This is a genomic window from Pseudoduganella sp., assembly GCF_041914865.1.
GTDB lineage: Bacteria > Pseudomonadota > Gammaproteobacteria > Burkholderiales > Burkholderiaceae_D > Rugamonas.
This window is the reverse complement of sequence record NZ_JAYSCO010000027.1, coordinates 1-14,393: the sequence shown is the minus strand read 5'-3', so window position 1 is coordinate 14,393 and position 14,393 is coordinate 1. Positions and strand designations below refer to the sequence as shown.

Here is a 14,393-nt window from a genome sequence, read left to right as displayed (position 1 = left end):
TTAGTTGTCGCCGTCCGGCTTGCGCAGGCGGTAGCCGACGCCGCGCACCGCCTCGATCGCGATGCTGTCGGGCAGGCTGAGTTTCTTGCGCAGGCGCTGGATGCAGACGTCCACCATATTGGTCTGCGGCTCGAAATCGTAGCCCCACACGTGCTCCAGGATCTGGGTGCGGGTGTAGACGCGGCCGGGCGAGCGCATCAGGTATTCCATCAGGTTGAATTCGCGGCTGGTCAGCTCGACTTCGCGCCCGTCGAGTTCGGCCACGCGCGTCAGGCGGTCCAGCTTGAGCGGGCCCACCGCCAGCACATTCTGCCGCTCGCCGCTCACGCGCCGCAAGAGGGCGTGGATGCGGGCGATCAGCTCTTCCACGTAGAACGGCTTGGCCAGGTAGTCGTCGGCGCCCAGGTTCAGGCCCTGCAGGCGGTCGTCCAGCTCGTTGCGCGCGGTCAGCAGGATGACCGGCGTGTCGCGCCCCTCGCGCCGCAAGCCTTTCAGGATGGCCAGGCCGTCGCGCCCCGGCACCATGATGTCGAGCAGGATGATGTCGTACTGGCGTGACAGGGCATAGTCATAGCCGAGGTTGCCATCTTCGCAATGGTCTACCAGGAAGCCTTGTTCGCGCAAACCGCTGCACACGAAACTGGCAATCCGCTGTTCATCTTCGACGAGGAGGGCTTTCATCTTTCCATTTTCCAAAAGTACAAAAGCGCCGTCAATGCGGCGCTCGATTACAGAATTGTAATCAAACTGTGGGGCTTTTTGTCATCTTCCCTTGATGTAATGAAAGAGTAGTAATCCTTTTTCAACAATCGGGAGAGAGACCATGGGCTTCGGCAGCTGGTTCAAGAAAAACGTCGTGAAACCCATCGAAAAGGTGGTCGACAAGGTCGGCGACGCAGTGAAGGATATGGGCGACGACTTCAAAGACATTGGCAGTGCCTTTGAACAAGTCGGCAACGATATGGCGGCGGCCGCCAAGAAAATCGTCGAACTGGGGTACACCAAGAAAAACCTGGGGAACGGCGACAACAATTACACAGCCACGTCGCTGGGCGCCAACATCATCCATGGTGAAGGAGGCAACGACAACATCACGGTCAACGCCGGCGCTTACAACAATATCTACGGCGACGACGGCAACGACACGCTGACGGTGCGCGTGGGCGGCTACAACGTGATCGACGGCGGCAACGGCAACGACACCATCCGCATCGACGTTGGCATTTACAACAAGGTCTCCGGCGGCAACGGCGACGACAACATCACCGTGGCTGCCGGCGCGGCGGCCGACGTCGACCTGGGCGAGGGCAATAACCGCCTGAGCGTCAATTCGGCCTATAACGAAATCGACGGCGGCAACGGCAACGACAACGTCACAGCCAACGGCGGCTGGAATGATATCGAGTTGCGTGGTGGCAACAATACCGTGGTCGCCAACGGCGGCAACAACAAGGTCACCACCACCGGCGACGGCCACGACAACATCACCGTCTACGGCGGCAACAACACCGTCAACGCGGACCACGGCAACAACGTGATCACCGCCGGCGGCGCGGCCAACACCATCAACACCGGCAACTGGGACGACAATGTGACCGCCGACGGCGTGAACAACGTCATCAACACCAACTACGGCAACGACACCATTACCGTCAAGGCGGCCAACAACCAGGTCAACGCCGGCGAAGGCAATAACGTCATCAACGCCGACGGCGGCCGCAACAGGATCACCAGCGGCGGCAACGACGACCGTATCACCGCCAACGGCGGCTGGAACGAGATCTACGCCGGCAATGGCCATAACAACATTACCGCCAACGGTGGCAACAACAAGGTGGTGACGGTTGGCGACGGCCATGACACCATCGTGGTCAACGGCGGCGCCAACAACGTCAATGCGGACCACGGCAACAACAATATTACCGCCGGTGGCGCCTCCAATATCATCAACACCGGCAACTGGGATGACGTGGTGGTGGCGGACGGCGTGTCGAACATCATCAATACCAACTTCGGTTCCGACCGCATCACCGTCAAGGCAGCCAACAACCAGATCAACGCGGGCCATGGCAACAACACCGTGAATGCCGAGGGTGGCCGCAACAAGATCACCACCGGCGACAATGACGACAGCATCACTGCTGCCGGCGCTTCCAACGAGATCAACGCTGGCCATGGCAGCAACAACATTACCCTGAACGGCGCCAGCAACGTCCTGAACACGGGCGACCACGTTGACCGCATTACTGCCAACGGCGCATCCAACGTGATCAACGCGGGCCACGGCAACAACGTCATTACCGCCAACGCCGCGTCCAACGTCATCACCACCCTGGGCGGGGCCGACAAGATCGATGCCAAGGGCGGCTCCAACGTCATCAACAGCGGCGCCGGCAACGACAATATCAGCGCGATCGGCGGCCTGAACGTCATCAACGCGGCCGAAGGCAACGACAGCGTGCTGGCGCTGGGCGGCGGCAACGGCATCAACGCCAACGACGGCAACGACACCATCATCGCCGGCGGCGGCGCCAACGTCATCGTGCAAGGCGGCGGCAGCAGCAATATCGTGGCCGGCGGCGCGGTCAACGTGATCTATACCGGCGGCGGCAACAACAAGGTCGGCGCGCTGGGCAGCACCAATGCGCTGGTCAGCAACCAGGGCGGCAATATGCAGGCGGCCGTGGGCGTGAACAACGTGATCCTGTCCAACGGCGGCGGCAACACCATGCTGGGCCTGGGCGCCGGCAACCTGATCGCCAGCACCGTGGGCGGCAACACCACCATCGCCGCCGGCGGCACCAACGTAGTGCTGACCGAACTGGGCGGCATGGTCAAGGCGGCAGCCGGCGGCCTGGGCTCGGTGCTGTCGAACGTGATGCCATCCAAGGATGCGGCCAAGGCCGTGACCAATGCCACCGGCAAGCTGACCGCCGCCATCAACAGCGGCGTCGGCAACGACATCGTGGTGGCGGCCGGCGGCAACAACGTGGTCTACACCGGCGGCGGCAAGGATATCGTGACCGCCGTGGGCGGCAACAATATCGTGCTGGCCAACGGCGGCGACAACGTCACCACCGCCCTGGGCGGCAACAACGTGGTCGTGAACATGGCCGGCAACAACGTGGTGACGGCCGCCGGCCAGAACAACGTGGTGGTGACCGGCCTGGGCGAAGGCATCAACGACGTCAGCGCCAAACTGGGCAACCTGGCGGGCGGCGTGACTTCCCAGGTCACCAAGTTCATCGGCAACAACGTCGCTGGCGGCAACGGCAACGACGTGGTGACCGCCGTGGGCAGCACCAACGTGCTGTACACCGGCGGCGGCAACGACGTGGCCACCGCCATCGGCGCCAACAACGTGCTCTGGAGCGGCAACGGCAACGACGTCGCCACCGTGTTCGGCGCGCGCAATATCGTCTGGGGCGATGCGGGCGTGGACAAGGTGACCGCAGTCGGCGCCAACAACCTGGTCGTCACCGGCGACTACAAGGAAGTGGCGGCAACCGCCGTCGGCCTGGTGGACTCCATCGCCGCCGGCGTGGCAGCCACCGACCTGGTGGGCAAGGCAGGCCTGAGCGCCGCAGCGACCAGCCAGTCCGGCACTGAAGTGATCACCGCCTTCGGCAAGAACAATGTGCTGGTGGGCGGCAGCGCTGCCACCATCGTGACCGCCGCCGGTGAGAACAACCTGGTGGCCACCGGCGCCAGCAACGACGTGATCACCGCAGCCGGCAGCAAGACCGGCATCGTGTCCGGCGCAGGCAACGACGTGGTGACCGCAGTGGGCACCTACAACGTTGTGGTGGCGGGCGAGGGCAACAACGTCGTCACCACCGTCGGCAAGGGCAACCTGGTCGAAGGCGGCTCCGGCAACGACGTGCTGACCGCGCTGGCCTTCGGCAGCGCCGCCAAGGTCAACGCCAACGCCAACATCCTGGTCGGCGGCGACGGCAACAACGTCATGACCGTGGTCGGCAAGGACAATGTGGTGGTCGGCGGCAGCGGCAAGGACGTGGCGGTGATGATCAGCTACGGCGGCTCCAACACCAAGAACACCACCACCGAGAAGGAAGGTTCGGACAAGACCACCACCAGCCAGACTACCGGCAGCACCCAGCTGAACGTGGGCTGGACCGGCGCCGGCAACGACGTGGCCGTGGTGTACGGCGACCATAACGTGGTGCTGGCCGACGCTGGCGACGACACCCTGGTGGTGCTGAACGCGGGCAGCAAGCTGTCCTACAGCAGCAAAACCACGCAGGCGGTGGAAGGTTCGGACAAATCTCAGACTGTCAGCTCCTCCAAGGTCAGCATCGACACCGGCATGAACTTCGTGCACGCCGGCTCCGGCAACGACACCATGGTGCTGGCCGGCACCACCACCGTCGGCATGGGCGGAGAGGGCAACGACACCATCGTGTCCTCCGGCCAGAACAACGTCGCCATCGGCGGCAGCGGCGACGACGTGATCATCGGCCTGGCCGAAATCACCGTCTTCAACGCAGCCGAAGCGCTGGTCGAGAACGAGTACGAATCGGCCGGCGACTGGGTCGGTGCGGCCATGAACGCCAAGTTCATCAAGTCGCAGTACGGTTCCCTGGCCAAGGGCGACCTGGGCAAGCTGAACCTGGTGGGCAACGTGATCGTCGGCGGCGACGGCAACGACACCATCTTCGCCACCAACGCCGGCACCTATGTCGGCGGCGGCAACGGCAACGACACCATGATGGGACTGGGCTGGGGCGTGCTGACCAAACTGCTGGTCAACAACAGCAAATCCATCAGCGGCGCCGTGAGCGACGTGGGCGCGGGCTTCGACGCCGTGACCAAGTACCTGAACAAGTCCTTCGGCGAAGAACTGCTGAAGGGCTGGAACAGCCTGTCGTCCGACATGAAGGCGGCGCTCGACAAGGCCACCGTTAACGCCAGCGACCTGATCGACGACATGGCCAATGCCGGCAACAGCGCCGTCAGCGCCATCAACGGCGTGACGGGCCTGAACATGGCCGACTTTGACTTCGCCAGCGCACTGAAGTCGGCGCTGGAGAGCGGCAAGGGCGGTTTGAACACGGCCATCAACGGCATCGGCAGCGGCGTCGGCTACGTGGCCGACGCCGACGTGGGCAGCGGCATCAACACCGCCGTCACCTGGACCGGCGAAGCAGTCAGCACCGCTTCGGGCGCCACCGCCTCCGGCATCGACTGGCTTGGCAAGCAGCTCGGCGTCAACCTGCAGCTTGACCAGTTCAAGGGCATGGACTTGTTCATCGCCGGCTTCATCGCCTATACGATGGGTTATAAGTACGCGGGCAACAACCGCCTCTGGGGCGGCGCCGGCGACGACACCATCTATTCCGGCATGGGCGCCGACCACTTGCACGGCGGCGCCGGCAAGGACATCTACATCATGTCCATGGGCGACGGCAAGGACACCATCCACGAAACGGCTGGCGGCAACGACATCCTCAAGTTCAGCGCCAACAAGCTCTTTAACGTGGCGATGAAGACCGACAATGTGAAGGTCAACATCGAGGGCAGCGACCTGGTCGTGAACTACGTGGACAACAACAAGTCCTACGCCCAGTTCACGGTGGAGAACTACAAGTCGGTCAACATCGCGGAACTCGACCTCCTCGATGCCAGCGGCGCTACCGTGGGCGTGCTCACGATGGCGCAGTTGCTCGAACGGGCGCAGAACAGCGCCAGCCCGTACGAAATGGCGTCGGTCTGGACTGCTGACCGCATGCAGGACTTCGCCCAGTTGGTGGGTACGGCCTTCACCGGCCAGGCTGCGTAACGCGGCTTAAGCTTGGACATGCATGCTAAAATGGCATGCATGTCCAACATCAGGTTGACCGCCCTAACGTGCGGCCCTATAGTTGCGGGATGATCGCAGACTTCCAAGAACTTTCCGACAAAATCGACCGACTGGCGGAACTCGCGCAATCCTTGCGCCGCGAGAATTCCCAGTTGCGCCAGGCCAACGCAAGCCTGGTGGCCGATAATCTTGAATACCAACGCCGCCTTGGCGAAGCGCACGCGCGTGTCGTGGCGCTGCTGGACAAAATTCCCGCCGCCGAAGCAGACACCCCTGAGGATGCCCAATGATCCATGTCGATGTGACCATCATGGGCCAGCCCTATAAGCTGGCGTGCAAGGAAGATGAAGAGCGCGCGCTGCGCGAAGCCGCCAACCTGCTGGATAAGAAAATGAGCGCGATCCGCGACGCCGGCAAGGTGAAAGGCAACGACCGCATCGCCGTGATGGCGGCGCTGGGCATGGCGGCCGAGTTCCTGGCGGCGAAAACCGCGGGCGGGCCGTCGCTGCTGGAAGTGCAGGAGAAGCTGGGCGCCATGCACAAGGTGCTCGACAACGCGCTGACCCCGCAAGAAAATCTGTTTTAGGCCTTTCGCCAAATTCGTTTGAGGAGTAAACTTCGTGTCACCCTGCGGTGTTCGAGATTTGCCATATATTCCTTGAACCATTTACATGCATCGGTTGCGGGAATTTGTTCGACGGGCGTGAGCGTCACTAGTCTGATGAACCCGAAGTTGAACTAACTGCAACCACCTTGAACCGTAAGGTTCGGGATGCCGGCATAACGGCACAGGCGGGGCCTCATTCCATACAAGAGCGGTTGCCAGCACCTGCGGGTGCGCAACCGTTTTTTTACGTCCAGAGGAGCGCCATGCAATATTGGTTGATGAAGTCCGAGCCCGACGAAGTGAGCATCGACGATGTCATGTCTGCCAAGGACAAGACCGTACCCTGGTTCGGCGTACGCAACTACCAGGCCCGCAATTTCATGCGCGACGCGATGCAGGTGGGCGACGGCGTGCTGTTCTACCATTCCTCCTGCCCGGAACCGGGCATCGCCGGCATTGCGGAAGTGGCCAGCGGGCCCTATCCGGACGCCACCCAGTTCGATCCCAAAAGCCATTACTACGACGCCAAGGCGACGCCCGAGCAGCCGCGCTGGATCTCGGTCGACGTGAAGGGCGTGCGCAAGACGCGCCTGCTGTCGCTGGCGGAAATGCGCACGCTGCCGCAGCTGGAGGATATGGTGGTGCTGCAGAAGGGCAGCCGCCTGTCGATCACGCCGGTCACGGCGGCGCAATGGAAGCAGGTGCTGGCGCTGCTGAAGGGCGCCTGATGGATTGGGGACTGGTCGGCATCCTGCTGCTGATGGGCGCAGGCGGCGGCTTCGCGGCGGGCCTGCTGGGCATTGGCGGCGGCATGGTGCTGGTGCCCTTCATTACCATGATCTTCACGGCCAAGGGCTTCCCGCCGCACGTGGTGGTGCATATGGCGATCGCCACCTCGCTGGCGACCATCATGTTTACCTCGCTGTCCTCGGTGCGCGCCCACCACAAGCATGGCGCGGTGCAGTGGCGCATCGTGGCGCTGCTGGCGCCGGGCATTGTGGTCGGTTCCTGGATCGGGCCGTGGATCGGCAAGCAGATGAACACCACCGCGCTGTCGCTGCTGTTTGCGGCCTTCGTCACCTTCTCGGCGGTGCAGATGATCCTGAACAAGAAGCCGGCGCCGGGGCGCGAGCTGCCCGGCACGCCCGGCATGTTCGCGGCGGGCGGCGCGATCGGCACCGTGGCCGGCCTGGTCGGCGCCGGCGGCGGTTTTATTTCGGTGCCGTTCATGACCTGGTGTAATGTGCGCATCCACCAGGCAGTGGCTACCAGCGCGGCGCTGGGCTTCCCGATCGCGCTGTCGGGCACCTTGTCGAACATTTACTTCGGCTGGTCGGAGCCGGGCCTGCCGCAGTACTCGCTGGGCTTTATCTACACGCCGGCGCTGGCGGTGATCGTGGCGGCCAGCGTGACCATGGCGCCGCTCGGCGCGCGCACCGCGCACAAGATGGATGTGGCGGCGCTAAAGCGCGCCTTCGCCGTGGTGCTGTTCGGGCTGGCGGCATATATGTTCTATCACGCATTCGCGTAAGCGCGGGAGGCGGGCATGCAGGTTGGTTGCTGGTCGCTGTTCAAAGTCTTCTCCCAGATGTCGCTGCTGGGCTTCGGCGGCGTGCTGCCGTTCGCCTACCGTCACCTGGTCGAACGCACGCAGTGGCTGACGGCCGCTGAATTCGGGCAGCTGCTTGGCGTCGCGCAGCTGCTGCCCGGGCCCACTGTCTGCAACCTGTCGGTAATGGTCGGCCAGCGCTACGCCGGTGTGGCGGGCGGCTTCTCGGCGCTGGCTGGCTTGCTGCTCGGTCCTTTCTTTATCGTCATCGGGCTCGGCGTGGCCTACCAGGAGCTGGCGGGGCATCCGGTCTTTGCCGCCGCCATGCGCGGCATGGCCGCAGCGGCGGCGGGACTGATCCTGGCCACCGCGCTCAAGTTGGCGGCCGGCATGCTGCGCGGCACGGCGCCGGGCGCGCGCCGCCTGGTCCAGGTACTGCTGCTGGCGGCGGCCTTCATCGGCCTTGGCGTCGCCCGCTTCGGGCTGCTGGCGGTGGTGTGCACGCTGCTGCCGCTCGGCTTCCTGCTGTTCGCTTTCGTCTTGAGGAAGCCATGAGCGACGACGTCAAGCTGGGCGGGCTGGCCATGCACCTGGCGGTGCTGTCGCTGACGGCGATCGGCGGCGGCGTGGTGCTGGTGGCACCGGACGTGCACCATTACGTCACGGTGCAGAACCACTGGATGACGGACCAGCAGTTCGCTGCCGCCTACGCGCTGGCGCAGGCTGCGCCCGGGCCGAACCTGCTGTTCGTGACCTTGATCGGCTGGATGCTCAAGGGCTGGCTGGGCGCGATTGTGGTGACGCTGGCGGCGATCCTGCCGTCTTCCTGCCTGGTGCTGGCGCTGGGCGCATTCATCAACCGCCATGGCGGCGGGGAAGGGCGCTGGGCCGGCGCCCTGCGTGATGCGCTGGCGCCGCTGGCTTCCGGCATGCTGGCTGGCGCGGCCTGGACTTTCCTCAGCGTGGCCGGCGCCGGCTGGCGCGGCATCGCGCTGGCGCTGGCCGCCGCCACGGCGGCTTATGCCACGAAGATCAATCCGGTGTGGCTGATTGTGCTAGGCGCGGCGGCCGGTGCCGTCGGCCTGGTCTAGCACGCACACCAGCCAGCCGTGCGCGGCCAGCGTGCCAGCGGCGGCGTTCCAGCCGTCGGCCGCCAGCAGCGCGCCGTCGCGCGCAGGCAGCGCTGCGGTGTCCGGGCGCAGGTTGGCGAGCACCAGCAGGCTTTCCTGCGGCGCACGACGCGTGAAGCCGACCACCCCTGGCGGCAGGCCGTCGATGAACGCCACCTCGCCCCGGAGCAGCGCCACGTGGCCGCGGCGCAGGGCGAGCAGGCGTTGGTAATGCGCGAACAAGCCCGCGTCGTAGGCGTTCCAGTCCAGCTGGTATTGGTCGAACAGCACGGTCCAGTCGCGCCAGGTCGGCTCGCCGAACTCCTGTCCCATCAACAGGTGCGGCACGCCATCCAGCGTAAACAGCACCGTCGCCGCCGGGCGCAGTGCAGGCCCCAGCAAGGCGCTGGCGCGTGGCTGCTCCTTCTCGTCCAGCCAGCGCAGGCGCAGCGCGCCGCGCGGGAAGCTGTAGGTCGACTCGCTCCAGTAGCGCGCCAGGTCGGCGCCGCTGGCCCGGCCCTGCGCGCAGGCGTGCAGGATGGCGCGCGTGCCGCCTTCATACGTCAGGTCGCAGCTGGCGAAATGGTGGAACTCGTCGTAGGCCTGCGAAATGATGGCGATCTCCGGCTGCACGCGCAGCAGCGCGGCGCGGATCTGCTCCAGGAAGTCGAGCGGCGTGATATCGGAATCGTCGAAGCGCAGGCCGTCGAAGCCGAAGCGCTCGACCCAGCCGCACATGGCGTCGATCAGGTAGCGCCGCAGCGCCGCGCTGCTGAAATCGAAACCGGCGAAATAGTCGCGGTTCGGCACCGCGTAATAGATGCTGCCGTCGGCGCGGCGCGTGAACCATTCCGGGTGCGACTGCGTCAGCGGGTTGTCCACGCTGGCGCGGTTGAGCGTCCAGTCCAGCAGGACGCGCATGCCGCGCGCGTGCGCCGCATCGACCAGTGCGCGCAAGCCCTGCTCGTCGCCCAGCGCCGGATCGATGGCCAGGAAATCGCGCACCGCGTACGGATCGCCGCAGCTGCCGCGCCGGCCCACGATGCCGATCGGCTGCAGCGGCATGATCCACAGCGTGTTCACGCCCAGCTCGGCCAGGTAGCCCAGCCTGGCGCGCACGCCATCGAAGTCGCCGCCGAAGGCCTTCACCGACAACTGATAAATCACCGCGTCGCGCAGCCACTCCGGGCTGGCCAGGGCAGGGCGCGCATACAGCGCGCCAGGCGTTGCCGCGCTCAAGCCGGCATGGCGCAGCAGCACCGCGCCGCTTTCATCGACCGTCAGGCAGGAGTTGTTCTGCCCATCCTCCGAAATCCAGGGATTAGCCGGATCGCGCAGCCACTCGCTGCCGTCCACCACGAATTTGTAGAGATGGCGCCCGGCGGCGATCGGCAGCGTCACCTGCCAGCGCGTCGGCGCGACGCGCTCCATCATGCAGGCATCGCCCACCCAGCTGTTGAAGGTGCCCGCCAGCGCCACGCTGCGCGCTCCCGGCGCCGCGTCGTAAATGAAGCGAACGCCATCCGGCGTGGCGTTTGGCTGCAGGGCCGGATCGGCGGCGAACTGGAGATGCATGTCAGGCCGTGCGCGCCACAGGCTGGCGGTAAGCCCACACCAGCATGGCGATGGCGCCGATGATCATCGGCAGCGACAGCATCTGGCCCGACGTGATCGGCAGGCCGGCTACACTGATTTCCCAGTCCGGCGTGCGGAAGTATTCGGTGAAGAAGCGCGCGCAGCCATACAGCAGCACGTACAGCGCACCGACCGCCAGGCGCGGGCGCGCCTTGCGCGCGAACGGCCACAGGATGCAGAACACCAGGATGCCGTCCACCAGCATCTGGTAAATAGCCGACGGGTGGCGCGCCAGGTTGTCGTTCAGGTTCGGATAGATCATGGCCCAAGGCAGGCTTGGGTCGCTGGCCACGCGGCCTGGCAGTTCGGCATTGATGAAATTGCCCATGCGGCCGGCCGCATAGCCGAGCGGCACCAACGGCGCGATGAAGTCGTACACGTCCAGCAGGTTGCGCTTGCGTTTGCGCGCCCACAGCGCCATGCCGATCAATACGCCGAGGAAGCCGCCGTGGAAGCTCATGCCGCCTTCCCACACCTTGAAGATGCGCAGGGGCGTGAGCAGCATTTCTGGCTGGTAGAACAGCACTTCGCCCAGGCGGCCGCCGACGATCACGCCCAGCATGCCGTAGAACAGCATGTCGTCCAGGTCCTCCTTGGTCCAGCCCTGCTGCGCGATGTGCGGCTGCTTGATGCGCACACGTCCCAGCGCGATGAACATGGCGAAGGCCAGCACGTACATCAGGCCATACCAGTGGATCGCAACGGGGCCAAGGTGGACGGCGACCGGATCGGGCATTGGGTGGATCAGGGGCATTTCAAATTCTCTTCTTCATGAGTTCCAGGAAGCCGCGCAGCACGGGCGAGGCGTTATCGCGCCGCCAGGCCAGCCCGGTTTCCACCAGCGGCGTGCTCTGGACCAGGGGCAGGTACTCCACGCCCGGCCGGCGCAAATTCGAGACGGATTGTGGCACAAGTGCTAATCCCATGCCAGCCGATACCAGGCTGACAATGGTTTGCATCTGGATCGCCTCCTGCCCCACCTCGGGCGTGATGCCGGCTTCGCGGAACACCGACAGGATGGCGTCGTACAGCCCCGGCGAGATATGGCGCGGGAAGATGATCAGCGGGATGCCGGCCAGCTTGCGCAGGTCGACCGCGCGGGGCTTGCCAGCAGCGCCGGCCAGCATCGGCAGCCCGGCCGGCGCCGCCAGCACCAGCGGCTCGCGCAGCACCGGCAGGTAATCGAGCTCCTGGCGCGCGCGGTCGGGCAGGGGCGGGATCAGCAGGCCGGCATCGACCCGGCCTTCCAGCAGGTCATCCAGCTGCAGGTCGGAGGTGGCCTCCTTCAGCGTGATCTCCACCTGCGGGTATTCGGCGCGGTAGGCGCGCAGGGAAGGCGGCAGCACGCTGTAATCGGCCGACGAGACAAAGGCCAGCGCCAGGCGCCCGCTGGCGCCCGTGGCCGCGCGCTGCACCAGTTCCGGCAGCCCGGCCGCCTGCTGCAGCAAGCGCTGCGCCTCCGGCAGCAGGGCGGCGCCGGCAGCGGTGAGCGTGACGCCGCGCCGGTTGCGCTCAAACAGCGGCGCCCCCAGCAGCTCCTCCAGCGCCATGATGGTCTGCGACAAAGGCGGCTGGGTCATATGCAGGCGGCGTGCCGCGCGGCCGAAATGCAGCTCCTCGGCGACGGTAACGAAATAGCGCAGCTGGCGAAGTTCGATGGTCATTCGTAGAATATATCACAGGCACGATTATCATATATTTGACAACTCGCCGTGCGCGAGGCACCCTTAGACTCTTACTGAGGAGACCCCACCATGCCGCAATACCGTTCCTACACCACGACCCAAGGCCGCAATATGGCAGGCGCGCGCGCCCTGTGGCGTGCCACCGGCATGAAAGATGGCGATTTCAATAAGCCCATCATCGCCGTCGTCAACTCCTTCACCCAATTCGTGCCCGGCCACGTGCACCTGAAAGACCTGGGCCAGCTGGTCGCCCGCGAGATCGAAGCCGCCGGCGGCGTGGCCAAGGAATTCAACACCATCGCCGTCGACGACGGCATCGCCATGGGCCACGGCGGCATGCTGTACTCGCTGCCGTCGCGCGACCTGATCGCCGACTCGGTCGAGTACATGGTCAACGCCCACTGCGCCGACGCCATGGTCTGCATCTCCAACTGCGACAAGATCACGCCCGGCATGCTGATGGCTGCCATGCGCCTGAACATCCCGGCGGTGTTCGTCTCCGGCGGCCCGATGGAAGCGGGCAAGGTGATCAAAGCCGTCAACGGCGGCGAGAAGATCATCAAGCTGGACCTGGTGGACGCCATGATCAAGGCCGGCGACAGCACCGTGTCCGACGCCGACGTGGCCGAGATCGAACGCTCCGCCTGCCCGACCTGCGGCTCCTGCTCCGGCATGTTCACCGCCAACTCGATGAACTGCCTGACCGAAGCGCTCGGCCTGTCCCTGCCCGGCAACGGCACCATCGTCGCCACCCACAGCGACCGCAAGGAACTGTTCCTACGCGCCGGCCGCCTGATCGTGGAGATTACCAAGCGCCACTACGAACAGGACGACTACAGCGTGCTGCCGCGCTCCATCGCCACCAAGGAAGCGTTCGAAAACGCCATGGCGCTCGACGTCTCGATGGGCGGCTCCACCAACACCGTGCTGCACCTGCTGGCCGCCGCGCACGAAGCGCAAGTGCCGTTCACCATGGCCGACATCGACCGCATCTCGCGCAAAGTGCCATGCCTGTGCAAGGTCGCGCCGATGACCGACAAGTTCCACATCGAAGACGTGCACCGCGCCGGCGGCATCATCTCCATCCTCGGCGAACTGGCGCGCGCCGGCCTGCTCGACACCAGCCAGCACACCGTGCACAGCACCAGCATGGGCGCCGCGATCGAGAAATACGACATCAAGCGCAGCGACGACCCGGCCGTGCACCAGCTGTTCCGCGCCGCACCGGGCGGCGTGCCGACCCAGGTCGCCTTCTCGCAATCCGAACGCTACGCCTCGTCCGACCTGGACCGCAGCACTGGCTGCATCCGCGACCTGGAGCACGCCTATTCGAAAGACGGCGGCCTGGCCGTCCTGTACGGGAACATCGCCGAGAAGGGCTGCATCGTGAAGACCGCCGGTGTGGACGAATCCATCCTCAAGTTCAGCGGCAAGGCGCGCGTGTTCGAAAGCCAGGACGCAGCGGTGGAAGGCATCCTGGGCGACACCGTACATGAAGGCGACGTCGTCATCATCCGCTACGAAGGCCCGAAAGGCGGCCCCGGCATGCAGGAGATGCTGTACCCGACCTCCTACATCAAATCGAAAGGCCTGGGCAAAGCCTGCGCCCTGTTCACCGACGGCCGCTTCTCCGGCGGCTCATCCGGCCTGGTCATCGGCCACGCCTCGCCGGAAGCGGCGGAAGGCGGCGCCATTGGCCTGGTGGAGGAAGGGGACATGATCGACATCGACATCCCCGCGCGCACGATCAACCTGCGCGTCACGCCGCAAGAGCTGGCCGCCCGCCGCAGCGCCATGGAAGCGCGCGGCGCCGACGCCTGGCAGCCGGTGAACCGCGAACGCTACGTCTCGCAAGCGCTGCAAGCCTACGCCGCCCTCACCACCTCCGCCGACCGCGGCGCCGTACGCGACCTTAGCCAGCTCAAGCGTTAAAAGAAATTCGGGGTCAGGTCTGACAATCGGACAAACTATGCGCTTCGCGCATAGT

12 protein-coding genes and 1 other RNA gene are annotated in these 14,393 nt (G+C 65.2%); 9 read left to right on the top strand and 4 right to left on the bottom strand.

Annotation, left to right across the window (positions count from 1 at the left end; all coding sequences use genetic code 11):
- Positions 1-681 carry a response regulator transcription factor gene (locus ACE3TQ_RS14215; RefSeq protein WP_374582921.1) on the bottom strand — a complete coding sequence of 227 codons (681 nt, stop codon included), beginning with the start codon at positions 679-681 and terminating at the stop codon, positions 1-3.
- A gap of 142 nt (positions 682-823) precedes the next feature.
- Between ACE3TQ_RS14215 and ACE3TQ_RS14210 the strand changes: the two genes are divergently transcribed.
- The 8 genes from ACE3TQ_RS14210 to ACE3TQ_RS14175 all read left to right on the top strand — a co-directional run bounded on the left by ACE3TQ_RS14210 (position 824) and on the right by ACE3TQ_RS14175 (position 9,068).
- Positions 824-5,800, top strand: a complete 4,977-nt coding sequence (locus ACE3TQ_RS14210; protein ID WP_374582920.1) for a hypothetical protein — start codon at positions 824-826, stop codon at positions 5,798-5,800.
- A gap of 89 nt (positions 5,801-5,889) precedes the next feature.
- Positions 5,890-6,111, top strand: a complete 222-nt coding sequence (locus tag ACE3TQ_RS14205) for a hypothetical protein (protein ID WP_374582918.1) — start codon at positions 5,890-5,892, stop codon at positions 6,109-6,111.
- Positions 6,108-6,407: a cell division protein ZapA gene (locus tag ACE3TQ_RS14200; RefSeq protein WP_374582917.1), complete on the top strand. Its 300-nt coding sequence runs from the start codon at positions 6,108-6,110 to the stop codon at positions 6,405-6,407. Before ACE3TQ_RS14205 ends, ACE3TQ_RS14200 begins: the two co-directional genes overlap by 4 nt.
- Before the next feature lie 36 nt (positions 6,408-6,443).
- A non-coding RNA gene (ssrS, locus tag ACE3TQ_RS14195) (6S RNA) lies at positions 6,444-6,624 on the top strand.
- Positions 6,625-6,691: 67 nt separating this feature from the next.
- Complete coding sequence (locus ACE3TQ_RS14190; protein WP_374582915.1) at positions 6,692-7,156, top strand: EVE domain-containing protein; 465 nt, start codon at positions 6,692-6,694, stop codon at positions 7,154-7,156.
- Positions 7,156-7,959, top strand: a complete 804-nt coding sequence (locus ACE3TQ_RS14185; protein WP_374582965.1) for a sulfite exporter TauE/SafE family protein — start codon at positions 7,156-7,158, stop codon at positions 7,957-7,959. The genes ACE3TQ_RS14190 and ACE3TQ_RS14185 overlap by 1 nt, the downstream gene beginning before the upstream one ends.
- A 15-nt stretch (positions 7,960-7,974) precedes the next feature.
- Complete coding sequence (locus ACE3TQ_RS14180) at positions 7,975-8,532, top strand: chromate transporter (protein ID WP_374582914.1); 558 nt, start codon at positions 7,975-7,977, stop codon at positions 8,530-8,532.
- Entirely contained in the window at positions 8,529-9,068 is a 540-nt protein-coding gene (locus ACE3TQ_RS14175; RefSeq protein ID WP_374582913.1) for a chromate transporter, read from the top strand. Before ACE3TQ_RS14180 ends, ACE3TQ_RS14175 begins: the two co-directional genes overlap by 4 nt.
- On the opposite strand, the gene ACE3TQ_RS14170 is transcribed toward ACE3TQ_RS14175, so the two are convergent.
- Genes ACE3TQ_RS14170 through ACE3TQ_RS14160 form a run of 3 tightly spaced genes read right to left on the bottom strand, consistent with a single transcriptional unit; the run spans position 9,033 to position 12,385 of the window.
- Positions 9,033-10,661, bottom strand: coding sequence for an alpha-amylase family glycosyl hydrolase (locus ACE3TQ_RS14170; RefSeq protein ID WP_374582912.1), 1,629 nt, complete (start codon positions 10,659-10,661; stop codon positions 9,033-9,035). The two genes, ACE3TQ_RS14175 and ACE3TQ_RS14170, sit on opposite strands and share 36 nt — an antisense overlap.
- Before the next feature lies 1 nt (position 10,662).
- Complete coding sequence (gene lgt, locus ACE3TQ_RS14165; protein ID WP_374582911.1) at positions 10,663-11,475, bottom strand: prolipoprotein diacylglyceryl transferase; 813 nt, start codon at positions 11,473-11,475, stop codon at positions 10,663-10,665.
- A 1-nt stretch (position 11,476) separates the two neighbouring features.
- Entirely contained in the window at positions 11,477-12,385 is a 909-nt protein-coding gene (locus tag ACE3TQ_RS14160; protein ID WP_374582910.1) for a LysR family transcriptional regulator, read from the bottom strand.
- Between the two features lie 90 nt (positions 12,386-12,475).
- Here ACE3TQ_RS14160 and ilvD point away from each other — a divergent pair, with 90 nt between their 5' ends.
- A complete protein-coding gene (gene ilvD / locus ACE3TQ_RS14155; RefSeq protein ID WP_374582909.1) occupies positions 12,476-14,338 on the top strand; it encodes a dihydroxy-acid dehydratase in 1,863 nt (620 codons plus the stop codon).
- The last annotated feature ends 55 nt before the right edge of the window (positions 14,339-14,393 follow it).